Here is a 25,876-nt window from a genome sequence, read left to right on the forward strand (position 1 = left end):
CTCCGAATGAGTGGACTCGCCGGTTCGCTTATCAGAAGAGAGCTTTTATGGCGAGTCGCCGGTGGTGATGTGGCCGTCCGAGTCCCTGACCCGTGACTGGAAGAGGCGCCCGACATGCGACGTACCCCTCCCCGCAGGCTGCTCGCCGCGACCGCTTTCGTGGCGTCCCTCGTGATCCCCACGGCGGCGGCCCCCGCCACGCTGGCCCACGCGACCGCCGTCCACCTGACCGCCGCCCGCGCCGCGGCGCCCGCGAGCGCGGTCCGGGGCAACCCGGACGACTGCCGTACCGGCAGGCTCAGCCCCGCCGTGAGCGGACGGCTGGACAAGACGATCGCGGAGGTCCGCAAGCAGGCGGCCATCCCCGGTGTCGTCGTCGGACTGTGGCTGCCCGGCAAGGGCTGCTACGTCCGCGCGACCGGAGTCGCCGACACCGCCACCGGAAGGCCGATGACCACCCGCCCCTACGTCCGGATCGGCAGCGAGACGAAGACGTTCACGGTCACCGCGCTGCTCGAACTCGTCGACCAGCACCGGATCGGGCTGGACGACCCGATCTCCCGCTATGTGCGCGGTGTGCCGAACGGCCGTCACATCACGCTGCGCCAGCTCGCCGAGATGCGCAGCGGACTGTTCCCGTACAGCGCCGACCCGGACTTCGTCCACGACCTGCTGAGCGACCCGGAGCGCTATTTCACCCCCAAGGAACTGCTCGCCTACGCCTTCAAGCACGAGAACACCTTCGCGCCGGGCGCGCAGTTCCAGTACTCCAACACCAACCTGATCCTGCTCGGCCTGGCGATCGAGAAGGTCACTGGCCAGCAGCTCGCCGAGGTCATCCACACCCGCGTGCTCCGGCCGGCCCGCCTGAACCACACACTGTTCCCGCACGGCCCCGAGTTCCCCGAGCCGCATCCGCGGGGCTACACCGACCAGACGCTGACCGGCGCGGTCGCCGACGCCACCGACTGGAACCCCAGCTGGGCCTGGGCGGCCGGCGCGATGATTTCCAACCTGCGCGACCTGCACCGCTGGGCGAAGATCGTCGCCACCGGCGAACTCCTCACCCCCCGGACCCAGGCGCAGCGCCTCAAGACCCTTCCGACCGGCTTCCCCGGCACCAGCTACGGCCTCGGCATCTTCAAGACCAACGGCTGGATCGGGCACAACGGCTCCATCCCGGGCTACGAGACCGTGACCATGTACCTGCCCTCCCAGAAGGCCACCATGGTCATCATGATCAACACGGACTCCACCAGCCAGGGCCAGGAACCCTCCACCCTCCTCGCCCGCGCGATCACCGGCATCATCACCCCGGACAACGTCTACGACGGCGCCGTCGCCTCCCGCTGAGCAGCACCCGTCTCCCGCTGAGCACCAGCCTCCCGAGGGGCCCCGTCATCCACGGGGCCCTTCGGCACGCGCCCCGCATCCGACGTACAGCGCGACCCCCACGACGAACGCCGCCGACGCCACCGCCCAGGCACCCGGTTGGGACCCCGGCTGCATCGGCCACGCCCACACGGTGACCCCGCGCCCGTGCGCCCCCGAGGAGCCCAGGTACACGGCGCTCACGTACCCGAACGCGGGCAGCCAGCTCAGACGGGCGCCGAGCAGTACCGACCCGGCGGACCATGCCGCCCGACAGCGTCTTCACCTTCGCGTCGATCCGGTCCCCGAGGCCGACCCGGGCCACCGCCCGCTCGACGGCCTCCGGGGCACGCGCGGCCGGCAGCTCCTTCAGCCAGGCCACGTACGCCACGAACTCCCGTACCGTGAAGCCGGGGTAGTAGCCGAACTCCTGCGGGAGGTAGCCGAGCCGGCGCCGGATCCCGGTCCGGCCGCCGTGCTCGGCGCTGTCCTGCCCGAGGATCTCCACCCGGCCGCCGGACGGCCGGGCCACCGTGGCCAGCACCCGGATCAGCGAGGTCTTGCCGGCCCCGTTCGTCCCCAGCAGCCCGTGCACACCGGTGCCGAGATCCAGGTCGACGGAGTCGAGGGCGAGGGTCTTGCGGTGCCGGACACAGAGCCCGGTCACCCGTATGGAACTCACGGTTTCTCCAGAAACGGACGTGCCGTCAGGGTCAGCGGTCGTCAAGGGCAGCGGTCGTCAAGGACGGGGGTGGCACGGGCGCCGGGGGCGTCAAGGACGGGTGCGTCACGGGCGGTGGAGGCGTCAAGGACGGGGTCTCAAGGTGTTTCTCCAGGGACCACGCGTCCGGTTCCGGCAGTGTGCCGTCGGCGTACCGGGCGGCCGTCCTCTCCGACGCGTGCCAGATGCGCGCGTTGTCGTCGGTCATGCGGTGCCTCCCAGCGGGGCCGGGGTCAACTGGGCGAGAACGGAACGCGGTTCGGCACGCGCGCGCCGGGCGCGGGACTTGACCGTGCCCTCGGGGATGCCGAGCAGCCGGGCCGCCTCCCGGGTGCTCAGCCCGTCGACGACGGTCGCCCGCAGCACCTCGCGCAGCTCGGGGGAGATCCGGTCCAGCGCGGTGCCGACATCGCCGTACTCCAGACCGGCCAGCACCCGGTCCTCGGCGGACGGCGCGGCACCGGCCTCGTGGCCGAGGTCCGCCGCCGTCACCGCGTCCATCGGGGCCAGCGGCACCCGCGCGGCCCGCTCCTGCGCCCGCAGCGCGTCCACCAGCCGCCGGGCCGCGATGGTCCACAGCCAGCCGCCGGCCTCCTCCCCGCGGTGCCCGGACGCCGAACGCCACACCGTGACGAACGTGTCCTGCAGTATTTCCCGGACGACCTCCCGATCGGCGCACCGCCGGCTCAGCCGCGCGTGCAGCCAGCCGGCGTGCCGGTCGTACAGGGCGGCCATCGCGGCCGGGTCCCCGCCGGCCACGGCCCGCAGCAGCGCCGCGTCCCCGCCCGCGTCGTCCGTCTCCCGGTGGCCCCCACGGGGCGGAACAGTCTTACAACCGGTCTATCGACCGTCCGGCCCCATCTGGATCACACCCGGCCACCCCACGGCGTGCGATCCCGGGCAGGTGCCGCCCGACCGAGTGAGAGTGCCCTCGCCGAGACGGGGTAGGCCTGCCGTATCCACCGGAATCCGACCACCGGAAACCGCAGCACGCGATGACCTACCCACAAGGAGCCACCGTGGCCGTGTCGACCCGCCTCCCGATCCCCGCCCCCTCCAAACCCGTGGCGGAGCCGTCCGCCTTCATCGAGGCACCGGGAGTGTGCGTCTTCAGCGCGGAGAGCGCCTACGCCGAGGCCCCGCTCACCAGCGAGCCGCCGCTACCCGCCGCCGAGCCCCTGACCAGCGAGCCGCCGCTCGCCGAAGCCACCCCGCTGACCAGCGAGTCCGACCCCGTCCCGGACTTCTACGGCCCGGCGCTGTAGATGGCCGAAGCCCTCTGCGACGCCCTCGACGGGGATCTCTGCCGGCTCGCCGCCCTGCACGGCGTCGCCACCTCCTACAGCCCCTCCCCGGACCGCACGGTCACCGTGTCCGCCTCCGCCGTGGTCGCCGCCCTGGCCGCCCTCGGCGTCGAAGCGGCCACCCCGGGCGCCGTACGCACCGCACTCGCCGAACGGGAGCGCGAGCTGCGCGAACGGCTCCTGCCGCCGACGATCGTCCGCTGGACCGGCGCCGCGGCGGTCCCGCCGACGGCCCTGCCCGCCGGCACCCGCCTGCGCGTGGAGACCGAGGACGGCGAGGTGTGGGAGGGCCCCGGAGACCTCCCCGAGGCGCTGCCGGAGGGCGTCCACCGGGTGAGTGCCACCGCGCCCGACGGGCGGACCGGTCACGCCCACCTCGTCGTCGCCCCCGACCGGCTGCCGGCCCCCGCCGGACGGTCGTGCGGCCTCCTCGTCCAGCTGTACTCCCTGCTCTCCCGCCGCTCCTGGGGCATGGGCGACCTCGCCGACCTCGCGGAGCTCGCCGCCTGGGCCGGACGCACCGCCGGCGCCGGCTTCGTACAGGTCAACCCGCTGCACGCGGCCGTACCGGGGGAGCCCACCGACCCCTCCCCGTACCGGCCGTCGTCCCGCCGCTTCCCCGACCCCGTGCACCTGCGCGTCGAGGAGATCCCCGAGTACGCGTACGCCGAGGACCGCGCCCGGCTCGGCACGCTGCTGGAGCGGGCCGAGCGGCTGCGCGCCGACGTCCTCGACAAGGGCGCCCTCATCGACCGCGACGCGGTGTGGGAGGTGAAGGGCGAGGCACTGGAACTGGTGCTCCGGGTGCCGCTCGGACCGGGCCGCCAGGCCGCCTACGACGACTTCCGCACCGCCCACGGCCAGGCCCTGGAGGACCACGCCACCTGGTGCGCCCTCGCCGAGACCCACGGCTCCGACTGGCACCGCTGGCCCGGCGGCCTGCGCGACCCCCGCTCCGCCGACACCGCCCGCGCCCGCGACACCCTCGCCGACCGCGTCGCCTTCCACTCCCGCCTCGCCTGGCTCACCGACGGCCAGCTCCGCGCCGCCCAGCGCGCGGCGAAGGAGGCGGGGATGGCCGTCGGGATCGTGCACGACCTGGCCGTCGGCGTGCACCCGGCCGGCGCCGACGCCTGGGCCCAGCAGGACCACTTCGCCGCCGGCATGTCGGTCGGCGCCCCGCCCGACGCCTTCAACGCCCGCGGCCAGGACTGGGGCCTGCCGCCCTGGCGCCCCGACCGGCTCGCCGCCTCCGGCCACGCCCCCTACCGCCACCTCCTGCGCGCCCTCTTCCGCTACGCCGGCGCCCTGCGCATCGACCACGTCATGGGCCTGTTCCGTCTCTGGTGGGTCCCCCAGGGCAGCGCCCCCACCGAGGGCACCTACGTCCGCTACGACGCCGACGCCATGCTCGCCCTCCTCGCCCTGGAGGCCTCCCGCGCCGGGGCCGTGGTGATCGGCGAGGACCTGGGCACCGTCGAACCGGGCGTGCGCGAGACCCTCCAGCGGCGCGGCGTGCTCGGCACCTCCGTCCTCTGGTTCGAACGCGACTGGGCCGGCGACGGCCGCCCCCTGCCCCCCGAACGCTGGCGCGCCGACTGCCTGGCCACCGCCACCACCCACGACCTGCCGCCCACCGCCGCCCGGCTCACCGGCGAACACGTCGACCTGCGCGACAGCCTCGGCCTGCTCACCCGCGCGGCCGCCGAGGAACGCGCCGAGGCCGCCGCCGACACCGCCGAATGGCTCGCCCTGCTGGGCAGCCTCGGCCTGCTCGACAGCCCGGCCGCCGGACCGCCCGGCTCCGACGAGGAGGCCGAGATCCAGGGCGTCCACCGCTTCCTGCTGCGCACCCCGGCCCGCATGATCGGCGTCTGGCTCCCCGACGGCGTCGGCGACCGCCGCCCGCAGAACCTGCCGGGCACCTGGGACCAGTACCCCAACTGGCGGCTGCCGGTCGCCGACGCCGACGGCCGCCCGGTACCGCTGGAGGACCTCACGGCATCGCCACGCCTGCGGGCCCTGCTGGAGGTCTGCCGACGGGCCGCGGGGGGTGCGGGGGGTGCGTGAACCGGTGCCTGGCACGTGCCACGCCGTCGGCCGCCGACCCGGTCACGGCCCCGCTACGCCACCCCGGGCGCGCGGCCGTTCCGGGCGTTCGCTAACTTGGGGACCGTGGACAAGAAGAACGCCCTGCGCGCCGGCGCCCTGGCCGCCGGTACGACGCTGATGATGCTGCTCATGTCGTCCCCTGCCCTCGCGCTGACCCGCGACGACGGTGACGACCCCGGCCCGGGTCTGAGCGCCATCCAGACCGTGGGCCTCTACGTGCTGATCCCGCTGGGCCTGTTCGTGGTGATCGCCGGCCTGGTCATGGTGCTGGACAAGTCCCACCGCAAGGCGGACACGACCTCGTCCAACATCAACGTCAAGGGCGACGCCCAGGCCAAGGCCTGAGCCCACCCCCGTCTCCGCCGCCGAGGGCGCCCGTCCTCCGGTCCGTACGCGCGCACGCCGCCGTAGGGGCCGGACGAGACCGGCGCCCTCGGCGTTTTTCCCTCGCGCGGCTCAGGGACTCGGCGCGGTCAGATACCGCTGCACGGTCGGTCCCACCCACGCCACGATCTCCTGCGGATGCAGCGCCACGGTCGGCGGCAGCCGCAGCACGTACCGGGTGAGCGCGAGCCCGAGGAGCTGCGCCGCACACAGAGCGGCCCGCACCGGGACCTGCTCGGGGTCGGGGCACGCCTGCCGGGCCACGGGCAGCAACTGGTCCCGGAAGATCTGCTGCATCCGCTCGGCCCCGGCCTGATTGGTGACCCCGACCCGCAGGACGGCCGTCAGCTCCTCGTTCTCCTCCCACATGCCGAGGAAGTGCGTCACCAGCGCCCGGCCGAACTCGTCGCGGGGTACGGCGCCCAGGTCCGGCATCCGCAGGTCGAGCCGCACGGCCGCCGCGAAGAGGCCCTCCTTGCTGCCGTAGTAGCGCATCACCATGGACGGGTCGATGCGCGCGTCCTTGGCGATGGCGCGGATGGTGGCCCGCTCGTACCCGTCGGAGGCGAAGCGCTCGCGGGCGGCGGCGAGGATCGCGGTACGGGTCGCGTCGCTGCGGCGGGGCGGGGAGGTCTTCGTGGTGCCGGTGCCGGTCATGCCAACGAGCGTAGGCCAACAGGTGTGGGTCAACAAGTGTGTGCCAACGGGTGTGGATAAGTGGGTGTGGGGCAGCGGGCGCTTGCCAGCGGGTGTGGATATGCGGGCGTGCGTCAATGGGCGCTTGCCATCGGACGCTTGCCAACGCGTGTGGGCCAACGACTGTGTGCCAACAGGTGTTGACATCACCCCCGCCCCGGTCCTACCGTTGCCAACAAGCGTTGACCAACAAACGTTGGCCCACAAGTGTTGGCGCCCCAGGAGGCCCTCATGACCGGCACCACTGGACACCACAGCACCACCGGCACCGGCAACACCCCCGCCCCCGCAACCACCCCCCGCGTCATCGTCACCGGCTCCGGCCCTACCGGCCTCCTCCTCGCCGGTGACCTCGCCGCCGCCGGTGTCCCGGTCACCCTCCTGGAAAAGCGCCCCCGCAAGATCAGCAACCTCTCCCGCGCCTTCGTCCTGCACGCCCGCACCCTCGAACAGCTCGACGCCCGCGGCCTCGCCGACGACCTGGAGGCCATCGGCCAACCGCTCCAGCAGCTCCGGCTCTTCGGCCGGCTCACCGTGGACCTCGCGGCCCTCCCTTCCCGCTTCAACCACCTCCTCGTCCTCCCGCAGTACGAGGTCGAGAAAGTCTTGCTGCGGCGCGCGGTCGAGGCCGGGGTCGACTTCCGGTACGAGACCGAGCTGACCGGACTGACCCAGGACGCGGACGGGGTGACGGTCGAGGTCTGCGGGCCGGAAGGCCGTACCGAGGAGCTGCGGGCGGCGTACGTCGTCGGTGCCGACGGGATGCGCAGCGCGGTGCGGGAGGCCGTCGGGCAGCCGTTCCCCGGCAAGTCGGTCATCCGGTCCGTCGTCCTCGCCGACGTCAAGCTCGCCGAGAAGCCCCCCACCCTCCTCACCGTCAACGCGGTGGGTGACGCCTTCGCGTTCCTCGCGCCCTTCGGGGACGGCTACTACCGGGTGATCGGCTGGCACCGCGGCCGCAACGTGCCCGACCACGAGCCGCTGGACCTGGCGGAGGTCAAGGAGATCACCCGGCTCGCGCTCGGCCGGGACTTCGGGATGCACGACGCACGCTGGATGTCCCGCTTCCACAGCGACGAGCGGCAGGCGCCCGCCTACCGGGTCGGCCGGGTCTTCCTCGCCGGGGACGCCGCCCACGTGCACACCCCGGCCGGCGGCCAGGGCATGAACACCGGCCTCCAGGACGCGGCCAACCTGAGCTGGAAGCTGGCCGCCGTCGTCACCGGCCACGCGGACCCGGAACTGCTCGACAGCTACCAGGCCGAACGCCACCCCGTCGGCAAGGCGGTGCTGCGCAGCAGCGGCGGGATCGTCCGGCTCGCCATGGCCAAGCGCCCCTGGACCCTGGCGGCCCGCGCCGCGCTCACCACCGTCCTGAACGCCGTCGGCCCGGCCCGCCGCAAGGTAGCGGCGCAGGTCACCGGCCTCGGCTACGCGTACGCCGCACCGAAGGGCGCCCACCGCCTCACCGGCACCCGGGTCCCGGACGTGCCCCTCGCCGACGGCCGCCGCCTCTACGAGGCGCTGCGCGGCGGCCGCTTCGTCCTGATCACCCCGGAGCCGTACGAGGACGGGCGCGCGGACCGACTGGCCGTGGCCCGCTGGGCGAGCGACCGCCGTACGACCGTCCGCCGTACGACCGTCCTGGTGCGCCCCGACGGGCACGTGGCCTGGGCCGCCGACTCCGCGGACCGCTCCTCCGTCGACGCGGCCCTCGCCCGGCACCTCGGGCCCGCCGCCTGAGACCGGGGCGGCTACCCGGCCGTCGAGCGCAGCAACTCCCGCAGCAGGCCGGCCAACTGGCCGGCCTGTTCGGCGTCGAGGGAGGCCAGGGCGGCGGTCTGCTCGGCGAGACCCGCGCCGACCGCCTCGTCGACGAGCCGCAGACCCTCCTCGGTGAGCGTCACCTGGAGGGCGCGGCGGTCGTGAGGGTCGGGGAAGCGGCGCAGCAGACCCGCCCGTTCCAGGCGTTCTGGCGCTGGCTGATCGCGCTCGTCGTCGTCGCCCCCTTCGGCGCCCCGCGGGCCTGGCGGCAGCGGCACCCGATCCGGCGACACGCCGGCTACGTGCTGCTCGCCTCGCTCCTCGGTGTGGCCCTCTGCAACACCCTCGTGAACCAGGCCGCGCTGACCACACCGGCCGCCACCATGGGCGTGGTCATGGCCGCGTCGCCGGTCCTCATGGCGGTGTTCGAGCGGCTGGGCGGCGCACGGCTCGGCGCACGCCGCACCGCCGGGCTGCTGGCCGCCGGCGCGGGCGTGGCACTGCTGGTCTGCGGAGGAAGCGGAGGAAGCGCGGGAAGCGGCGGAGCCGGGGTGGGCTTCGGCGCCGGTGGCCTGTGGATGCTCGCGGCCACCTGCTGCTTCGCCGGATACAGCGCGCTGCAACGCCGCAGGCCGGCCGGTACGGCACGTGCTGGCGGCCGTACGCAGAGGAGCTGAATCGGGCGCGGCGGTCGGCACCGTCCTGCACGCCCTGCGGACGGCGGTCGACCGGCGGCAGCCGTGACACCGTGCACTCCGGGCCGGCCGGGCACTCCGGGACCACCCGTCTCCCTTGACACGGTCTGCCCCCGAGGTTCCCATGGAGAGGCCCGACACCACTGCGCGGAACGGGAGTTGACATGCCGACGAAGATCGTGATCCGCCCGCTGGACAAGAAGGAGACCACCGGGGACAGCAACGCCAACGGCACCTGACCGGTGGTCCGTGCCGGGTGCCGGTGCCCCGTGCCTGGTCAGTGCGGAGGGGCCACCGCACCCGGGCATCGTCTCCTCGGGTCGCATGGAAGGATGGCGCAACCGACACATAACGAGGAGATGACCGCGTGCCTGGCACAAACCTGACTCGCGAAGAGGCTCAGCAGCGGGCGCAGCTGCTCACCGTTGACTCGTACGAGACCGAACTCGACCTCTCCGGGGCGCAGGACGGCGGCACCTACCGGTCCGTGACCACGGTGCGCTTCGACGTCGCCGAAACCGGCGGCGACAGCTTCATCGACCTGGTGGCGCCCGCCGTCCACGAGGTCACCCTCAACGGGGACGCACTCGACCCCGCCGAGGTCTTCCAGGACTCCCGGATCGCCCTGGCGGGCCTGCTGCCGGGCCGCAACGTGCTGCGGGTCGTCGCCGACTGCGCCTACACGAACACCGGCGAGGGCCTGCACCGCTTCGTCGACCCGGTCGACGAGCAGGCGTACCTCTACACCCAGTTCGAGGTGCCGGACGCCCGCCGCGTCTTCGCCTCCTTCGAGCAGCCCGACCTGAAGGCCACCTTCCAGTTCACCGTGACGGCCCCCGAGGGCTGGACGGTGATCTCGAACTCGCCGACGCCCGAGCCCACGGACAACGTGTGGGCGTTCGAGCCGACGCCGCGCATGTCGACGTACGTCACCGCGCTGATCGTCGGCCCGTACCACAGCGTGCACAGCGTGTACGAGAAGGACGGGCAGAGCGTGCCGCTCGGCATCTACTGCCGGCCCTCGCTCGCCGAGTTCCTGGACGCGGACGCGCTCTTCGCCGTCACCCGGCAGGGCTTCGACTGGTTCCAGGAGAAGTTCGACTACGCGTACCCGTTCAAGAAGTACGACCAGCTGTTCGTGCCCGAGTTCAACGCGGGCGCCATGGAGAACGCGGGCGCGGTCACCATCCGCGACCAGTACGTCTTCCGGTCCAAGGTGACCGACGCGGCGTACGAGGTGCGGGCGGCCACCGTGCTGCACGAGCTGGCCCACATGTGGTTCGGCGACCTGGTCACCATGGAGTGGTGGAACGACCTGTGGCTGAACGAGTCGTTCGCCACGTACGCCGAGGTCGCCTGCCAGGCCGCCGCGCCCGGCTCGAAGTGGCCGCACTCGTGGACCACGTTCGCCAACCAGATGAAGACCTGGGCCTACCGCCAGGACCAGCTGCCGTCCACGCACCCGATCATGGCCGAGATCCGCGACCTGGACGACGTGCTGGTCAACTTCGACGGCATCACCTACGCCAAGGGCGCCAGCGTGCTCAAGCAGCTCGTGGCGTACGTCGGCGAGGACGAGTTCTTCCAGGGCGTGCAGGCCTACTTCAAGCGGCACGCGTACGGCAACACGCGCCTGTCCGACCTGCTGGGCGCCCTGGAGGAGACCTCCGGCCGCGACCTGAAGACCTGGTCGAAGAAGTGGCTGGAGACCGCCGGCATCAACATCCTCCGCCCGGAGATCGTCACCGGCGCCGACGGCACCATCACCACCTTCGCCGTCCGCCAGGAGGCCCCGGCCCTGCCCGCCGGCGCCAAGGGCGAGCCGATCCTGCGCCCGCACCGCATCGCCGTCGGCCTCTACGACCTCGACGAGGCGTCCGGCAAGCTGGTGCGCACCCAGCGGATCGAGCTGGACGTCGACGGCGAGCTGACGGCCGTACCGCAGCTGGCCGGCAAGCGCCGTCCCGCGGTGATCCTGCTCAACGACGACGACCTGTCGTACGCCAAGGTCCGCCTGGACGAGCAGTCCCTCGCGGTGGTCACCGAGCACCTCGGCGACTTCGAGTCCTCGCTGCCCCGCGCCCTGTGCTGGGCCTCCGCCTGGGACATGACCCGCGACGGCGAGCTGGCCACCCGCGACTACCTGTCGCTGGTGCTGTCCGGCGTCGGCAAGGAGTCCGACATCGGCGTCGTGCAGTCGCTGCACCGGCAGGTCAAGCTGGCCGTCGACCTGTACGCCGACCCCGCCGCCCGCGAGGCCCTGCTCACCCGCTGGACCGACGCCACGCTGGCCCACCTGCGGGCCGCAGCACCGGGCAGCGACCACCAGCTGGCCTGGGCGCGGGCGTTCGCGGCGACCGCGCGCACCCCGGAGCAGCTGGACCTGCTGGACGCCCTGCTGGAGGGCACCCAGACCGTCGAGGGCCTGGTCGTCGACACCGAGCTGCGCTGGGCGTTCGTGCAGCGGCTCGCCGCGGTCGGCCGGTTCGACGAGGCGGAGATCGCCGGCGAGTACGAGCGCGACAAGACCGCCGCCGGCGAGCGGCACGCCGCGACCGCCCGTGCTGCCCGGCCGACGGCCGAGGCCAAGGCGGAGGCGTGGGCCTCGGTCGTGGAGTCCGACAAGCTGCCGAACGCCGTGCAGGAGGCGGTCATCGGGGGCTTCGTCCAGACCGACCAGCGCGAGCTGCTCGCGCCGTACGCGGACACCTACTTCGAGGTGCTGAAGGAGGTCTGGGACTCCCGCTCGCACGAGATCGCCCAGCAGATCGCCGTCGGCCTCTACCCGTCGGTCCAGGTCACCCAGGAGACCCTGGCCAGGACCGACACGTGGCTGGCCGCGGCTGAGCCGGGCGCGGCGCTGCGCCGGCTGGTCTCGGAGTCCCGCGCGGGCGTCGAGCGTGCGCTGAGGGCCCAGGCGGTGGACGCGGCGGCCGAGTAGGTCCCACCGGTGGGACAGTAGGTCCCCCTCTGGTTCCAGGGGGCCCGGCCATGCGCCGGCCCCCGCACCGGACACGCGAAGGGGCGGTCACGTGAACACGTGACCGCCCCTTCGACCGTGCCGGGCCCTGCCGGACCGGGCCGGGGTCACTTCTTCGAGGACAGCTCCGCCGCCACCAGCTCCGCGACCTGTACCGCGTTCAGGGCGGCGCCCTTGCGGAGGTTGTCGTTGGAGATGAACAGCGCCAGGCCGTTGTCCGCCGTCTCGTCACGGCGGATCCGGCCGACGTACGCCGGGTCCTGGCCGGCCGCCTGCAGCGGGGTCGGGATGTCGGAGAGGGCCACACCGGGGGCCGCCGCGAGCAGCTCCGTGGCGCGCTCCGGGGAGATCGGGCGCGCGAAACGGGCGTTGACCTGGAGGGAGTGACCGGAGAACACGGGGACGCGCACACAGGTGCCGGAGACCTTCAGACCCGGGATCTCCAGGATCTTGCGGGACTCGTGGCGCAGCTTCTGCTCCTCGTCGGTCTCGTTCAGACCGTCGTCGACGATCGAGCCCGCCAGCGGCAGCACGTTGAAGGCGATCGTGCGCTTGTAGACCCCCGGCTCGGGGAAGTCCACCGCAGCCCCGTCGTGGGTCAGCTTGTCCGCGTCGGCGGCGACCTTCTGCACCTGCCCGTGCAGCTCCGCCACGCCCGCGAGGCCCGAGCCGGACACCGCCTGGTACGTGGCGACGATCAGCGCTTCGAGGCCCGCCTCCTCGTGCAGCACCTTCAGGGCCGGCATCGCGGCCATCGTGGTGCAGTTCGGGTTGGCGATGATGCCCTTGGGGCGGTCGGCGATCGCGTGCGGGTTCACCTCGGAGACGACGAGGGGCACCTCGGGGTCCCGGCGCCACGCCGAGGAGTTGTCGATCACGACGGCGCCCTGCGAGGCCACCTTCTCGGCCAGCGCACGGGAGGTCGCGCCGCCCGCGGAGAACAGGACGATGTCCAGGCCGGTGTAGTCGGCCGTCGAGGCGTCCTCCACCGTCACGCCGTCCAGGATCGTCCCCGCCGAGCGGGCCGAGGCGAACAGGCGCAGCTCGCTGACGGGGAAGTTCCGCTCCGCCAGGATCCTGCGCATGACCGTGCCGACCTGACCGGTGGCTCCGACGATTCCGACCCTCACGGCGTCTCCCTCTGTATCTCTCGTGCTGCGTGCCTTCGCATGACCGGGGCTTTTCCATGATGCGGCCGACCCCGGTCCACCTGTCCAATCCTTTGCCGCGTCTGCCCGCAAAGTGGGACACGCTCCTGCGGCGTACGGTTCCGGAACTCCGTCGTACACCGTGCTGAGCTGCAGATGTTCCCTCGGCGGCGGCCTCCCGCCGGAAGCTGTGCTGTGCCCGCCCCTGCCCCGCCGCGCCCGGGTCACACGACGGTGTGACGTACGCCTCTCCGGGTTCTGGACGCCGGGCCGAACGTTCCCGCGTGTTCGCGCGTCGTAGGGGCGGACGCGGGAGGGGGTGGCGTGTGCTGCGCGGAGGGGCGCGCCGTGGTGCTCAGGCGTACGACGCCGGTGCGGACCGGGCCGGCGGGGATCCGCTGGACGCGGCACAGGAACGCCGGGTGCGGGCGGTGCTCGCGCTCGGGGGCGTGCCGCAGGCGGACCTGCCGGACGGGGTGCAGCAGGTCCGGCTGCGGCTGCTGGAGCGGGCCGCGAGCGGGCGGGAGGCGCCGCGGGACGTGTCGGCGTGGGCGGCGGTGGTCGCCTCCAACCTCGCCATGGACTGGCACCGGGCCAAGCGGCGCCAGGAAAGCCTGGGGGAGCGGCTGGCCTCGCTGCGGGAGCCCGCGCACCCCTCCGGGGAGGAGACCAGCGTGCTGTCCCTCGCCGTGGCCCAGGGGCTGGACGAACTCCCCGACGCCCAGCGGCAGGTGCTGGTCCTGCGCTTCTTCGCCGACCTGCCGGTGCGCTCGATCGCCGAGGAACTCGGCGTCCCCGAGGGCACGGTCAAGAGCCGGCTGCACACGGCGGTCCGGGCGCTGCGCGACCGGCTGCACGAGGACGAGGTGGTGTGAGATGGCCGTCCGAGACGGGGGCGTGGAGCCGCGCGAGTACGACGGCCCGGACGACGCCCTGATGGCCGCGATCACCGGCGATCCCCTGCCCGAGGCAGTGGACGCCCACCCCGACGAGACCTTCCGCTCCGCCCACCACGCCGCCGAGACCGACCTCGCGGTGCTGCGCGAGCACCTCACGTGGATCGCGGAGGCTTTGACGGGGGAGACCCTGAGGGGGGAGCCGCAGGTCGGCGGGGCGCGGGACGAGGTGCCGAGGGAGCGCGGGGCGCGGGCGGGGGACCCGCGGGATCGCGGTCCGCGCGGCGCGATGCCGGGGGGCGGCGGAATCCGGGGCGCGGCCGGGTCGGCCGCCGAGCGGGCGGCGGTGGCGGAGACGGGGCCCGTGCCGGAGACGCAGTCCGTGCCGGAGGCGGGGTCCGTGAGGGCGGAGGCCGGCCGGGGCGTGCCGGGGGTGAAGTCCCCGAGGCGGGGCCGGGACAGCAGGCGTCGGCCGGCGGCGCCGTCGCGGCCCGGTCGGCCCTCCGGGGCCCGGCGTGTCCTGCGTGTCGCCCTCGGATCGGTTGCCGGGGCCGCTGCCCTGGGCCTGCTCGCCGGGCTGGGGTGGCTCGCCGCGCAGGGCGGCGGGGGACCGGCCGACGGGGCCGACGCCAAGAGCGACTCGGGCGCGCGGGGCGGTGCGAACGGCGACGGAGCGGCGCCGGACGGCAAGGGCGTCGACCTCGCCTGCGCCCGGCTGGTCGTCGAGGGCAGCGTGGTCCGGGTGGAGCCGGGAGCGGACGGGGCGGACCGGGTCTCGGTGCGCGTCGGACACCGGTACCGGCCCGCCGACGGGCCGGCCGAGGTCTCCTTCCTCCTCGACGCCGGGGCGGACCCCGCGCCGCGCCGGGGGCAGCACGTGCTGGTGTCCGTCCCCCGGGGCACCGACCACGCGAACGTGTGGGCGGTGGGGGACAGCAGGGTCGCCGCCGACCGGGCCTGGATCAGCGACGCGCTGTCCGGTCCCGAACGGGCGTCCGGGCAGGCCGACTGCCCGTCCTGACACACCGGCCACGCACCCCCCTCAGCCCTCCTTCGAGCGGGCGTAGTGGCGGGACGCCTTGGCGCGGTTGCCGCACGCGGCCATCGAGCACCAGCGGCGGATGCCGTTGCGGGACGTGTCGAAGAAGTGCAGGACACAGCTCTCGTGGGCGCACCGGCGGATCCGGTCCGGCGCCTGGGCCAGCAGGTCCAGGTAGTTGCGGGCGGCCAGCCAGGCCGGCCCCCAGGCCGGGTCGGTGAACTCGGGCTCCTCGGCGGGGCCTTCGCCGGTCAGCCGTACCCGGACCCGCCCGTGCGCCAGCACGGCGTCGACCAGCGGGGCCCCCTCCGCGACCGGCCCGTCCACCACCGCCCGGAGCGCCTCGCGCGCCTCGCGCACATGGCGCAGCACGGCCGGATCGGCGGGGTGGGACGCGTCGAGCCCGTTGCCCGCCAGCCACACCGCCAGCCCGTCGGTGTCGGTGAGCAGGTCCTGGACGACGCCCTCCCTGTTCCAGCGCGTGTTGAGCAGGTCGAGCGCGAGGGGCTCTCCCGTGAGCGGGCGCGGGTCGCGGACGACAGGCATCAGACACTCCTTCTCGGATTCTCGGACAACCCCCGGCTAACCACTCAAGGGTAAGTCACCGGTTGACGCCCTCGCATCTAACTGTCTAACCTCATCTACGACGGTTAGACATGCCGAAGGGGAGAGACATGAGCTTGCGCACCGGCCACACCGGCCTGAACGTCACCGACCTGGACCGTTCGCTCGCCTTCTACCGGGACGTCCTGGGCTTCACCCTGCTCGCCGAGGGCAAGGAGGACGGCCGCCGCCACGCGTTCCTCGGCGACGGCGACGGCGACAGTGACGAGCCCGTCCTCACGCTCTGGCAGCAGGCGCAGGAGTCGTACGACGGCGACCGCGCCGGACTGCACCACCTGGCCTTCACCGCCGACTCGGTGGAGCGGGTCCGCGCCTACGAGACGGCGCTGCGCGCCGCCGGGGTGCGCTTCGCCCACGAGGGCGTCGTCGCCCACCGGGAGGGCTCCGCCTCCGGCGGGATCTTCTTCCACGACCCGGACGGCACCCGCCTGGAAATCTCCGTCCCCGACGGCGCGGAAGGCACCCCCGCCCCGCACGCCACCGCCCCGACCTGCGGGTTCTTCTAGCCATGGGGGTGTATCACGCCGGCTCGCTGGCCGTGCAGGAACGGGTCGGGGTCCGGGAGCGCGCTGAGCACGTGGGCCGTTCGCTCGGCCAGGGCATCAAACCGGTCGCCGCCGCGTTCCTCGAACTCCAGCCCCTGCTGGTCGTCGGCGCCGCCGACCCCGCCACCGGCAGGGTGTGGGCCTCGCCCCTCGCGGGCTCCCCCGGCTTCGTCCGGGCCACCGGGCCCCGGCAGATGTCCGTCCTCCGGGAGCCGGCCCCGGGCGACCCCCTCGCCACGGCCCTCACCACCCCGGACACCCCCGTCGGCACCATCGCCGTCGACCCCCGCACCCGGCGCCGTATGCGCCTCAACGGCCGACTGCGGCCCACGGCGCGGGGCTTCGCGGTCACGGCGGAGCAGGTGTTCTCCAACTGCCCGAAACACATCCAGCGCAGGGAGAGTTACGAGTGGGCCGCCGAGCGCAGGCCGGGATCGGTACGGCGATTGCGGCAACTCGACGCGGAACAGCGGGCGTTCATCGCCTCGGCCGACACCTTCTTCCTCGCCACCGTCCGCGGCACCGGCGCCGACGTCAGCCACCGGGGCGGCAACCCCGGCTTCGTGCGGGCCACTTCACCCGTGGACCTGACCTGGCGGGACTACCCCGGCAACGCCATGTTCCTCACCCTGGGCAACCTGAGCACCGACCCGCGTGCGGGACTGCTCTTCCTGGACTGGACGAAGGGCACCACCCTGCACCTCAGCGGCGAGGCGCGCACGGAGTTCGACGACGACGGCGAACGGACCGTCCGCTTCACCCTGACCGAGGCCGTGCACCGGCCCGCCGCCCTGCCCCTGCGCTGGACGGCACCGGAGTATTCACCGGCCAATCCCGACATCGCGCGCTAACGTCCCTGTAATGCGACGGAAGTTGAGGGTGGCGGCCTACGCCGTGTGTGTCCGCGACGGTCAGATCCTCCTCGCCCGCTCACCGGCCCCCGACGGCACCCCCGAGTGGGTGCTCCCCGGCGGCGGCATGGAGCACGGCGAGGACCCGTACGACACCGTGCGCCGCGAAGTCACCGAGGAGACCGGCTACCGCATCGAGGTGACCGGCCTCCTCGGCATCGACTCCCACCACGTCCCGATCCGGGGCCGCCTCGGCCGCCGCAGCGTCGACCACCACGGCGTGCGGATCGTCTACACCGGCGAGATCACCGGCGGCGACCTCCGCCACGAGGTCAACGGCTCCACCGACTTCGCCGCCTGGCACGACCTGGACGCCGTACCCGGCCTGGCCCGCATCCACCTCGTCGACACCGCACTCCGCCTGTGGCGCGAACGCCCGCCCTCGGGCCGCGCGACCACGGAACGGCCGGTGCCCTAGAACCCCGAGACGAGCACCCGGAGCCCCGCTTCCGTACGGCGATGGGCGTCACCCGTTGCCGCCGCGTTCACGCACGGGTCATCCCCGGTGCCGACCATCCAGAGCGAGCGGGGCGTTCGCGCCAGCGGTGGCCCCGCGACCACTGCCGACGCGTTCGCACCCGGGGAGATCGCGCCATGCCGCGCACACGCTCTGCCGCCGCCTCCGCCCAGGGGGCCCGCCGCCGTACCGTCCTCGCCGCCGCCGGCGCGGTCTCGCTGACCGCGGGCGCCGGCTACGCACTCCGCCCGGCTCACGGCCGGACCGCCGCACAGACCGCCGCCCACGCCGAAGCACCCTCGGGGGCCGGTGCCGGGCCCGCTCCCGCAGACCGCGCGGCGCACGCCGGTACGGCCGCCCGGAGGACCGGCCCCTCGACCCGGGGCACCACCCTGGAGTCGGTCGCCACTCCCAGGGGCGGCTCCGGCTACCGCCGCCTCGGCGACGGACCCGGCTGGCCCCGGGTCGTGCGCACCGACCTGGCGCACCCCCGGTCCGGCCGCGCGGACCGCCGTACGGCCCTCGCCGCGTTCGTCCAGTTCACCGACCTGCACCTGACGGACGTGCAGCACCCGTTGCGCGCGGAGTTCCTGCGCGCGGCCGACCCGCACGCCTGGCGCCCGCAGGAGGCGCTGACCGTGCCCGGCGCGGTCGCCCTCGTGGAGCGGGTCAACGCGCTGCGCGGCGCCCCGGTCACCGGCACCCCGCTCCGTTTCGTCATGACCACCGGCGACAACACCGACAACAACGCCCGCACCGAACTCGACTGGTTCATGAAGGTGATGAGCGGCGGCCGGATCACCCCGGACTCCGGGGACCCCCGGCACTACGAGGGCGTGCAGAACAGCGGGCTCCCCCTCTACTGGCAGCCCGGCTCCACCCGCCGCGACCACGACAAGGCGCTCGGCTTCCCGCACCTGACGGGATTCCTGGCCGCCGCGGTGCGCGAGGTGCGCAGCCCCGGCCTCGCCCTGCCCTGGTACTCCACGGTCGGCAACCACGACAGCCTCCCGCTGGGCTGCTACGGCTCACACGGGGACCCCTACCTCACCGAGGCGGCCATCGGCGGAAAGAAGCTGATGGACGTCACCGCCTCCGAGGCCAGGAAGCTCCAGGACGCCATCAAGAACGCCACCGACCCGAGGGGCGTCGCCTACCGCGAGTTCCTCAAGGCCCACACCCGCTCCCTGCGCGCGGTCACCCCGGACGAGCGGCGCGCCCCGTACACCCGGGACGACTACCTCAAGGCCCACCTCGACCCCGCCCACCAGGGGCACGGACCGGCCGGGCACGGCTACTCCCCGGCGAACCTGGACGCGGGCACCCAGTACTACGCCTTCCGGATCGCCGGCGACGTCATCGGCGTCAGCCTCGACACCACCGACCCGGGCGGCCACTACGAGGGCTCCGTCGGAACCGCCCAGCTGCGCTGGCTGCGGCGGACCCTGGACGGGAACAAGGACTCCTACGCGATCGTCTTCAGCCACCACACCAGCACCTCGATGACCAACACCCGCCCCGACCCGGCCCGTCCGGGAGAGCGGCGGCACGGCGGCGCCGAGGTGGTCTCGGCCCTCGCCACCCACGGCAGGGTGCTGGCCTGGGTGAACGGCCACATCCACCGCAATGTCGTCACCCCGCACCGGACGGCCGGCGGCCGCTCCTTCTGGGAGATCTCCACCGCCTCCCACGTCGACCACCCGCAGCTCGCCCGCGTCGTGGAACTGGTGGACAACGAGGACGGCACCCTCTCGCTCCACACCACCCTGATCGAGTCCGCCGCCCCGCACCGCGCGGACCACACCGACCTCTCGCAGACCGGCCTGGCCGCCCTCTACCGTGAACTCGCCTGGAACGCGCCCGGCGCCAACCGGACGCTCGCGGGCCGGCCGGCGGACCGGAACACCGAACTCGTGCTGAAGAAGGGCTGATACTCACTCAACCGGCCTACACCGGCGCAACCCCCGGCCGGCCGGGCGGGTCCCTCCCCGCGACCGCACCGTACAGCTGACTCTGGGGAACGACATGCGCGCACGCACGACACTGGTGGGCACCACCGCCCTGCTCCTCACGGCGGCCCTCGCCGGCCCCGCCGTCGCCGCCGGCCGGGCCGGAACCGTCGCCGAGGGCGGCCACTCCGGTACCCGTAAGGCGATCGAGGCGCAGGTCACCGCCGGGATTCCCGGCGTGACGGCCACCGTGCGGGACGCCCGCGGCACTTGGTCCGCCACGGCCGGTGTCGGTGACCTGCGCACGCACCGGCCGCGCTCCACCGCCGACCGCTACCGGGTCGGCAGCATCACCAAGACCTTCGTCTCGACCGTGATGCTCCAGCTGGAGGCCGAGGGCCGGCTCTCCCTGGACGACACCGTGGAGAAATGGCTGCCCGGGGTGGTCGACGGCCACGGCAACGACGGCCGCCGCATCACCCTCCGCCGGCTGCTGAACCACACCAGCGGTATCTACGACTACACCGTCGACCCCGGCTTCGACGCCGACTACTTCCAGAAGGACGGCTTCTTCGAGCACCGCTACGACGACGTCACCCCGCAGCACCTGGTGGCGATCGCCATGCGGCACGCGCCGGTCTTCGCGCCGGGCGCGAAGTGGGAGTACTCCAACACCAACTACATCCTGGCCGCCATGATCATCAAGAAGGTGACGGGGCACTCGTACGGCACCGAGATCACCCGCCGGATCATCCGCCCCCTGCACCTGCGCGCCACCTCCGTCCCCGGCACCCGGGTCACCGTCCCCCACCCGAGCAGCCGCGGCTACTCCAAGCTCGGCCCGTCGGCGGACGGACCGACGTACGACGTGACCACCCTCAACCCCTCCTTCGCCTACTCGGCGGGCGAGATGATCTCCGACTCCGCCGACCTCGACCGCTTCTACAGCGCTCTCCTGCGCGGCCGGCTGCTCCCCGCGAAGCAGCTGAAGGAGATGAAGACCACCGTGAAGATCGACGGCGTCCCGAACATCCGCTACGGCCTCGCCCTCACGGACACCAGGCTGTCCTGCGGGGTCCACGTCTGGGGCCACAACGGCGGCATCCAGGGCTCCGTCTCCACCGCGATGACTACCGCCGACGGCCGTCACTCCCTGGCCCTGAACTTCAACGGCGACTGGACGGGCGACCTGGACGCGGTGAGCGAGGCGGAGTACTGCGGCGGGTGAGCCTCCTCCCGGCGCCTTCCCCGGGCTCGTTTTGAACGCGTTCAAATCTGCGCTAGGGTCACTGTCACACCGTGAGGGGAAGTGGCCTAGTGAAGATCGTGATACCCGGGGGAACCGGCCAGGTCGGTACGGTCCTCAAGCGCGAGCTGACCGCGGCCGGACACGACGTGGTGGTGCTGACCAGGCGTCCGGCGACCCCGGGCGAGGTCGCCTGGGACGGCCGGACCCTGGGGCCGTGGGCCGGCGAGATCGACGGCAGCGATGTCGTCGTCAACCTCGCCGGCCGCAGCGTCAGCTGCCGCTACACCGCCACCAACCTGCGGGCGATGATGGACTCGCGGGTGGACTCCGCCCAGGTGGTGGGCGAGGCGATCGCCGCCGCGGCCCGGCCGCCGCGCCTCTGGCTGCAGATGAGCACCGCCACCGTCTACGCCCACCGCCACGACGCCCCCAACGACGAGCGGACCGGCGTGATCGGCGGCGCCGAACCGGGCGTCCCCGGCTACTGGGCCTACAGCGTCGACATCGCCAAGGCCTGGGAACGCGCCCAGGAGGAGGCGGACACCCCGCATACCCGGAAGGTCGCGCTGCGCTCCGCCATGGTGATGAGCCCCGACCGGGGCGGCGTCTTCGACGTCCTGCTGCGGCTGGCCCGGCTCGGTCTCGGCGGCCCGGTCGCGGGCGGGGCGCAGTACGTCTCCTGGATCCACGACCGCGACTTCGCCCGCGCCGTCGCGTTCCTCGCCGAACGGGACGACCTGAGCGGCCCCGTCAACGTCGCGGCCCCCGAACCGCTGCCCCAGCGCATGTTCATGCACGACCTGCGGGCCGCCTGGGGTGTGCCCGTCGGCCTGCCCGCCACGGCGTGGATGGCCGGGCTGGGCGCCCTCGCGCTGCGCTCCGACACCGAACTGCTGCTCAAGAGCCGGCGGGTCGTGCCCGGCCGCCTCCTCGACGCGGGCTTCGCCTTCGACCACCCGCGCTGGGACGGGGCCGCGGCCGACCTGGTGGCCCGCGTGCGCGCCGGACGCGTGAGGAGGGGCCACCGGCGTTCAGGTCCGGTGGCCCCTCCTCTCCCCTCCTGATGCCCGCTCCGGTCCGTCACTACCGGGGCAGCACCACGACATAGGCGGCCGGGTCGCGGTCGGCGGACGCCATCAGGGCCGTACGGATCACCGCCGCCTGTTGCTCCAGGGACTCCCGGAGCTTGCGGGGGGTGACGTGGACGACGGTGATGCCGAGCCGCTCCAGGTGCTCGCGCTTGCGCGCGTACTCCGACCACAGGGCGTCGTCGTCACGGCACGGCGCCCGCGTGTCCAGTTCCACGGCGACGGCCTGTTCGGGCCAGTACGCGTCGAGGCCGCCGAGGTGGGGGCCGCCGGGCAGGCGCAGGTCGACGTTCCAGACCGGGTCGGGGAGGCCGTACTCGCCGACCATCCGGTAGAGCCGGTCCTCGGCGACCGCCCGGCCCTCCGCCACCAGCGAGTCCACCGCGTCCACCACCTGGGGGCGGTTCAGCAGCTTCGCACCGGTCAGCTCCCGGACGACGGACGCCGGTTCGCAGTGGCCGCCGCGCACCGCCTCCGTGAGCAGGCGCCGTACCGCCTCCGCGTCGGTGAGGTCCGCCACCGCGTCCGCCAGCGCACGCGGCACCGGTGCGACCGGCAGCCCCGCGACCGCGCGGGGGGTCGGCAGGGCGGGGGTGCGGATGACGCGGACGTGGCCCGTGGAGCGCAGCCGGCGCAGCCGCGGGACCAGGACGTCGACGCGGTCCAGGGACGGCAGCGGCGGGGCGGCGGCGAAGCCGTACAGGGCGAGCGCGGCCATACCCGTGATCACCGCCTCGGGGTACGGCGAGTGGTGCGGGTCGTCGGCGGTGGGCTGGGCCGGGACGCCCGGCGCCGATTCGCGCGTCGCGTACAGCAGGGCCGCGTGCAGCCGCTCCTCGCTCGTCGGCGGCCCCGGGTGCAGCAGGACCACGTTGGGGAGCAGCAGCTGCCAGGGGCCGCCGGACCGGCACTGCTCGTTCAGCTCGGCCGTGGACACGCCGCGGGAGCGGAGCTGGGCGGTGGTCAGCACGCGGTGCCGGCCGTCGGCGAGGTGCCGGAGGGGGCGGGGGGAGAGCGGGGTGTTGTGCGTCATGGCCACCGGATTCCCGCGCCGGGACTCCCTCTTAACCGCTGTTACAGGGCTATCGACAAATACAGACAACACGGCGCTAAAGGCCAGGTGTTCGGGTGTCGAGTAGGCAGGGAAAACCCCTGGTCCAATCAGGTGAGGACCAGGGGTTACGGCTCCTATTGCCTGAATTCCGTAACGGTCACCGACCGGCCAGGCCTAGGCCAAAGGTCGGTGGGATCAGCGTTCAGGTGAGATCAGCCGCGCGATGCGATCAGCTAAGTGTGATCAACGGCCCGCGGCCGCCGCGTCGCACTCCTGTCCGCGCAGCGCCCGCGCCAGGTCGTCCCGGGCCTCCAGGACGAGCCGGCGCAGCGCCGGGGCCGCGTCCGCGTGGGCGGTCAGCCACGCGTCCGTCGCGTCCAGCGTCTCCCGCCGGTCCTGGAAGGAGGGGAACAGCCCCCGTACGACGTCCATGCCGATCTGGATCGAGCGCTCCTGCCAGATCCGCTCGATGACGGCGAAGTACTTCTCGGCGTACGGCGCGGTCAGCTCCCGCTGCGAGGGCTGGTCGAAGCCCGCGATGGTGGCCTCCACCAGGGCGTTGGACAGCGTGTCGGACTCCACGACCTGGGCCCAGGCCTGCGCCTTGACCGCGGCCGAGGGGCGCGCGGCCAGGCAGCGGACCTGGTGGCGCTTGCCGGACGCGGTGTCGTCGCGGGCGAGTTCGTCGGCGAGCACCCGCTCGTCCGCGATCCCGTGCGCGGTGAGCGGCTCCAGGAAAGCCCAGCGCAGCTCCTGGTCCACCTCCAGGCCGGGGATCGTCTCGGTGCCGTCCAGCAGGCCCTTCAGCAGGGCGAGCGCGGACTCGGTGCCGGCCGTGTGCGCGAAGAACCGGGCCCAGGCCAGCTGGTGCTCGCTGCCCGGTTCGGCCGCGCGCAGCTCCCGCAGCGCGCCCTCGGCGAGCAGCGCCCCGCCCGTGGCCCGCCCCTCGGGCGCCGTGTAGTGGAGGAGTGCGGACTCGGCCCACGCGTGCAGCATCTGGAGCACGCCGATCTCGGACTCGCGGCCCGCGAACCGCAGGACCAGCGCGGTGAAGTCCCGGGCCGGCAGCAGCGCGTCCCGGGTCATGTTCCACAGCGCGGACCAGCACAGGGCGCGGGCGAGGGGGTCGGTCAGGGCGCCGAGGTGCTCGCGCAGGGTCGCGAGGGACGTCTCGTCGAAGCGGGTCTTGCAGTAGGTGAGGTCGTCGTCGTTGACCAGCACCAGCTCGGGCGCCTCGGCCCCGGCCAGGCCGTCGACGACGGTGCGCGGTCCCTCGACGTCCGCCTCCACGCGCGCGTACCGCTCCAGGTCCCCGACGGGGGTACGGCGGTACAGGCCCACCGCCACCCGGTGCGGGCGCAGCTCGGGGTGTGACTCGGCGGCCTCCTGGAGGACCGCCAGCTCGGCGATCCTGCCGTCGGCGTCCAGCAGCACCTGCGGGGTGAGGGAGTTGACGCCGGCCGTCTGCAGCCAGGAGCGGGACCACGCGGTCATGTCCCGGCCGCTGGTCTCGGCCAGCACCGACAGCAGGTCGCCGAGGCGCGTGTTGCCGTACGCGTGCCGCTTGAAGTAGCGGCGGGCGCCCTCCAGGAAGGCGTCCTGGCCGACGTAGGCGACCAGTTGCTTCAGTACGGAGGCGCCCTTGGCGTAGGTGATGCCGTCGAAGTTGAGCTTGGCGTCCTGCAGGTCGCGGATGTCCGCCGTGACGGGGTGCGTGGAGGGCAGCTGGTCCGCGCGGTATGCCCAGGCCTTGCGGCGGTTGGCGAAGGTGATCCAGGCGTTGCCGAAGCGGGTCGCGCCCACGTTGGCGAAGGTGCCCATGAAGTCCGCGAAGGACTCCTTCAGCCACAGGTCGTCCCACCACTCCATGGTGACGAGGTCGCCGAACCACATGTGCGCCATCTCGTGCAGGATCGTGTTGGCGCGGCCCTCGTACGACGCCTGCGTCACCTTGCCGCGGAAGATGTACTCCTCGCGGAAGGTCACCATGCCCGGGTTCTCCATCGCGCCCAGGTTGTACTCGGGCACGAACGCCTGGTCGTACTTGCCGAACGGGTACGGGTAGTCGAAGTGCTCGTGGAAGAAGTCCAGGCCCTGCTTGGTGATCAGGAAGACGTCGTCGGCGTCGAAGTGGGGGGCGAGCCCCTTGCGGCACATCGCGCCGAGCGGGATCTCCAGCTTGGTCCCGTCGTCCAGGACCCGCTCGTAGGAGTCGGTCACGTAGTGGTACGGGCCCGCGACCACGCAGGTGATGTACGTCGAGATGGGCTTGGTCTCCGCGAACCGCCACACACCGCCCGCCCGTCGCCCACCACCACCCTTCTGCGGAAGCGCTTCGCGCCCTTCTTGAATCAGTTCACCGGCGCCGTTGCTCCACGCGGTCCAGCCCTCCGGCGCCCGCACCTCGAAGCGGTAGGGGGCCTTGAGGTCGGGCTGCTCGAAGTTGGCGAAGACGCGGCGGGCGTCGGCCGGCTCGTACTGGGTGTAGAGGTAGACCTCTCCGTCCTCGGGGTCGACGAAGCGGTGCATGCCCTCACCGGTGCGGGAGTACGCGCACTGGGCGTCGACCGTCAGCTCGTTCTCGGCGGCCAGGTCCTCCAGCGTGATGCGGGAGCCGTCGAAGACCTGGCCGGGATCCAGGTCCCGGCCATTGAGTGTGACGGAGGTCACGGTTGGGGCGACGAGGTCGGCGAACGACGAGGCCCCCGGCTCGCCGCAGCGGAACCGGATCGTGGTCACCGACCGGAACGTGCGCGGCTCGCCCTGCCCCTCTCCGACGGCGGAGCGCAGGTCCAGGGACACCTCGTACCCGTCGACGGACAGCAGGGCGGCCCGCTCCCGGGCCTCGTCACGGGACAGATTCTCACCGGGCACGCGCGCACTCCTTCG

The 25,876-nt window shown here is 73.3% G+C and carries 21 protein-coding genes and 2 pseudogenes; 15 read left to right on the top strand and 8 right to left on the bottom strand.

The window, feature by feature from the left end:
- The first annotated feature begins 114 nt into the window (after positions 1 to 114).
- Positions 115 to 1,353 (top strand): serine hydrolase domain-containing protein, encoded by a 1,239-nt coding sequence (locus DBP14_RS23740; protein WP_129309157.1) that lies wholly within the window; start codon positions 115 to 117, stop codon positions 1,351 to 1,353.
- Here DBP14_RS23740 and DBP14_RS36975 read toward each other — a convergent pair.
- Positions 1,310 to 2,053: an ATP-binding cassette domain-containing protein gene (locus DBP14_RS36975; protein ID WP_241741018.1), complete on the bottom strand. Its 744-nt coding sequence runs from the start codon at positions 2,051 to 2,053 to the stop codon at positions 1,310 to 1,312. The genes DBP14_RS23740 and DBP14_RS36975 overlap by 44 nt on opposite strands.
- Before the next feature lie 243 nt (positions 2,054 to 2,296).
- Positions 2,297 to 2,863 (bottom strand): RNA polymerase sigma factor, encoded by a 567-nt coding sequence (locus tag DBP14_RS23755; RefSeq protein ID WP_129309158.1) that lies wholly within the window; start codon positions 2,861 to 2,863, stop codon positions 2,297 to 2,299.
- A 248-nt stretch (positions 2,864 to 3,111) separates the two neighbouring features.
- Between DBP14_RS23755 and DBP14_RS23760 the strand changes: the two genes are divergently transcribed.
- The 3 genes from DBP14_RS23760 to DBP14_RS23770 all read left to right on the top strand — a co-directional run bounded on the left by DBP14_RS23760 (position 3,112) and on the right by DBP14_RS23770 (position 5,853).
- Positions 3,112 to 3,357 (top strand): hypothetical protein, encoded by a 246-nt coding sequence (locus tag DBP14_RS23760; RefSeq protein WP_129309159.1) that lies wholly within the window; start codon positions 3,112 to 3,114, stop codon positions 3,355 to 3,357.
- Positions 3,358 to 5,466, top strand: a complete 2,109-nt coding sequence (gene malQ / locus DBP14_RS23765; RefSeq protein ID WP_129309160.1) for a 4-alpha-glucanotransferase — start codon at positions 3,358 to 3,360, stop codon at positions 5,464 to 5,466.
- A 105-nt stretch (positions 5,467 to 5,571) separates the two neighbouring features.
- Positions 5,572 to 5,853, top strand: a complete 282-nt coding sequence (locus tag DBP14_RS23770) for a hypothetical protein (RefSeq protein WP_129309161.1) — start codon at positions 5,572 to 5,574, stop codon at positions 5,851 to 5,853.
- A 111-nt stretch (positions 5,854 to 5,964) separates the two neighbouring features.
- Here the strand turns inward: DBP14_RS23770 and DBP14_RS23775 are convergent, their stop codons facing one another.
- Positions 5,965 to 6,549, bottom strand: a complete 585-nt coding sequence (locus tag DBP14_RS23775) for a TetR family transcriptional regulator (protein ID WP_129309162.1) — start codon at positions 6,547 to 6,549, stop codon at positions 5,965 to 5,967.
- Between the two features lie 270 nt (positions 6,550 to 6,819).
- Here DBP14_RS23775 and DBP14_RS23780 point away from each other — a divergent pair, with 270 nt between their 5' ends.
- A complete protein-coding gene (locus DBP14_RS23780) occupies positions 6,820 to 8,331 on the top strand; it encodes an FAD-dependent monooxygenase (protein WP_129309163.1) in 1,512 nt (503 codons plus the stop codon).
- Positions 8,332 to 8,342: 11 nt separating this feature from the next.
- Here DBP14_RS23780 and DBP14_RS36980 read toward each other — a convergent pair.
- Positions 8,343 to 8,558 (bottom strand): annotated as a pseudogene (locus tag DBP14_RS36980) (MarR family transcriptional regulator); the annotation flags it as partial.
- Here DBP14_RS36980 and DBP14_RS23785 point away from each other — a divergent pair.
- Together DBP14_RS23785 and pepN (DBP14_RS23795) are read left to right on the top strand one after the other, a co-directional pair.
- Positions 8,556 to 8,993: pseudogene (locus DBP14_RS23785) on the top strand (DMT family transporter); the annotation flags it as partial. The pseudogenes DBP14_RS36980 and DBP14_RS23785 overlap by 3 nt on opposite strands.
- A gap of 421 nt (positions 8,994 to 9,414) precedes the next feature.
- The gene (gene pepN, locus DBP14_RS23795) at positions 9,415 to 11,988 is read left to right on the top strand and encodes an aminopeptidase N (RefSeq protein ID WP_129309165.1); all 2,574 of its coding nucleotides are present in this window, start codon (positions 9,415 to 9,417) and stop codon (positions 11,986 to 11,988) included.
- A 146-nt stretch (positions 11,989 to 12,134) separates the two neighbouring features.
- Here pepN (DBP14_RS23795) and DBP14_RS23800 read toward each other — a convergent pair whose 3' ends face one another.
- Positions 12,135 to 13,157 (bottom strand): aspartate-semialdehyde dehydrogenase, encoded by a 1,023-nt coding sequence (locus DBP14_RS23800; RefSeq protein ID WP_129309166.1) that lies wholly within the window; start codon positions 13,155 to 13,157, stop codon positions 12,135 to 12,137.
- 416 nt (positions 13,158 to 13,573) lie between these two features.
- On the opposite strand from DBP14_RS23800, the gene DBP14_RS23805 reads away from it, so the two are divergent.
- Together DBP14_RS23805 and DBP14_RS23810 are read left to right on the top strand one after the other, a co-directional pair.
- Positions 13,574 to 14,050, top strand: a complete 477-nt coding sequence (locus tag DBP14_RS23805; protein ID WP_129312056.1) for a sigma-70 family RNA polymerase sigma factor — start codon at positions 13,574 to 13,576, stop codon at positions 14,048 to 14,050.
- A gap of 1 nt (position 14,051) precedes the next feature.
- The gene (locus tag DBP14_RS23810; RefSeq protein WP_129309167.1) at positions 14,052 to 15,092 is read left to right on the top strand and encodes a hypothetical protein; all 1,041 of its coding nucleotides are present in this window, start codon (positions 14,052 to 14,054) and stop codon (positions 15,090 to 15,092) included.
- A gap of 21 nt (positions 15,093 to 15,113) precedes the next feature.
- Here DBP14_RS23810 and DBP14_RS23815 read toward each other — a convergent pair whose 3' ends face one another.
- Entirely contained in the window at positions 15,114 to 15,656 is a 543-nt protein-coding gene (locus tag DBP14_RS23815) for a CGNR zinc finger domain-containing protein (protein ID WP_129309168.1), read from the bottom strand.
- Between the two features lie 128 nt (positions 15,657 to 15,784).
- On the opposite strand from DBP14_RS23815, the gene DBP14_RS23820 reads away from it, so the two are divergent.
- The 6 genes from DBP14_RS23820 to DBP14_RS23845 all read left to right on the top strand — a co-directional run bounded on the left by DBP14_RS23820 (position 15,785) and on the right by DBP14_RS23845 (position 21,909).
- A complete protein-coding gene (locus DBP14_RS23820; protein WP_129309169.1) occupies positions 15,785 to 16,240 on the top strand; it encodes a VOC family protein in 456 nt (151 codons plus the stop codon).
- Between the two features lie 2 nt (positions 16,241 to 16,242).
- Complete coding sequence (locus DBP14_RS23825) at positions 16,243 to 17,130, top strand: pyridoxamine 5'-phosphate oxidase family protein (protein WP_129309170.1); 888 nt, start codon at positions 16,243 to 16,245, stop codon at positions 17,128 to 17,130.
- 10 nt (positions 17,131 to 17,140) lie between these two features.
- Positions 17,141 to 17,608, top strand: a complete 468-nt coding sequence (locus DBP14_RS23830) for an NUDIX hydrolase (RefSeq protein WP_206739333.1) — start codon at positions 17,141 to 17,143, stop codon at positions 17,606 to 17,608.
- A gap of 176 nt (positions 17,609 to 17,784) precedes the next feature.
- Positions 17,785 to 19,578 carry a TIGR03767 family metallophosphoesterase gene (locus tag DBP14_RS23835; protein WP_129309171.1) on the top strand — a complete coding sequence of 598 codons (1,794 nt, stop codon included), beginning with the start codon at positions 17,785 to 17,787 and terminating at the stop codon, positions 19,576 to 19,578.
- Positions 19,579 to 19,672: 94 nt separating this feature from the next.
- Positions 19,673 to 20,824, top strand: coding sequence for a serine hydrolase domain-containing protein (locus DBP14_RS23840; RefSeq protein WP_206739334.1), 1,152 nt, complete (start codon positions 19,673 to 19,675; stop codon positions 20,822 to 20,824).
- 89 nt (positions 20,825 to 20,913) lie between these two features.
- Positions 20,914 to 21,909 carry a TIGR01777 family oxidoreductase gene (locus tag DBP14_RS23845; protein WP_129309172.1) on the top strand — a complete coding sequence of 332 codons (996 nt, stop codon included), beginning with the start codon at positions 20,914 to 20,916 and terminating at the stop codon, positions 21,907 to 21,909.
- A gap of 19 nt (positions 21,910 to 21,928) precedes the next feature.
- Here the strand turns inward: DBP14_RS23845 and DBP14_RS23850 are convergent, their stop codons facing one another.
- Both DBP14_RS23850 and pepN (DBP14_RS23855) read right to left on the bottom strand, forming a co-directional pair.
- Positions 21,929 to 22,966, bottom strand: coding sequence for a hypothetical protein (locus DBP14_RS23850; protein ID WP_129309173.1), 1,038 nt, complete (start codon positions 22,964 to 22,966; stop codon positions 21,929 to 21,931).
- Positions 22,967 to 23,230: 264 nt separating this feature from the next.
- A complete protein-coding gene (pepN, locus tag DBP14_RS23855) occupies positions 23,231 to 25,861 on the bottom strand; it encodes an aminopeptidase N (protein WP_129309174.1) in 2,631 nt (876 codons plus the stop codon).
- Positions 25,862 to 25,876: the final 15 nt, after the last annotated feature.

Origin of the sequence: Streptomyces sp. L2 (assembly GCF_004124325.1) — a bacterium.
GTDB lineage: Bacteria > Actinomycetota > Actinomycetes > Streptomycetales > Streptomycetaceae > Streptomyces.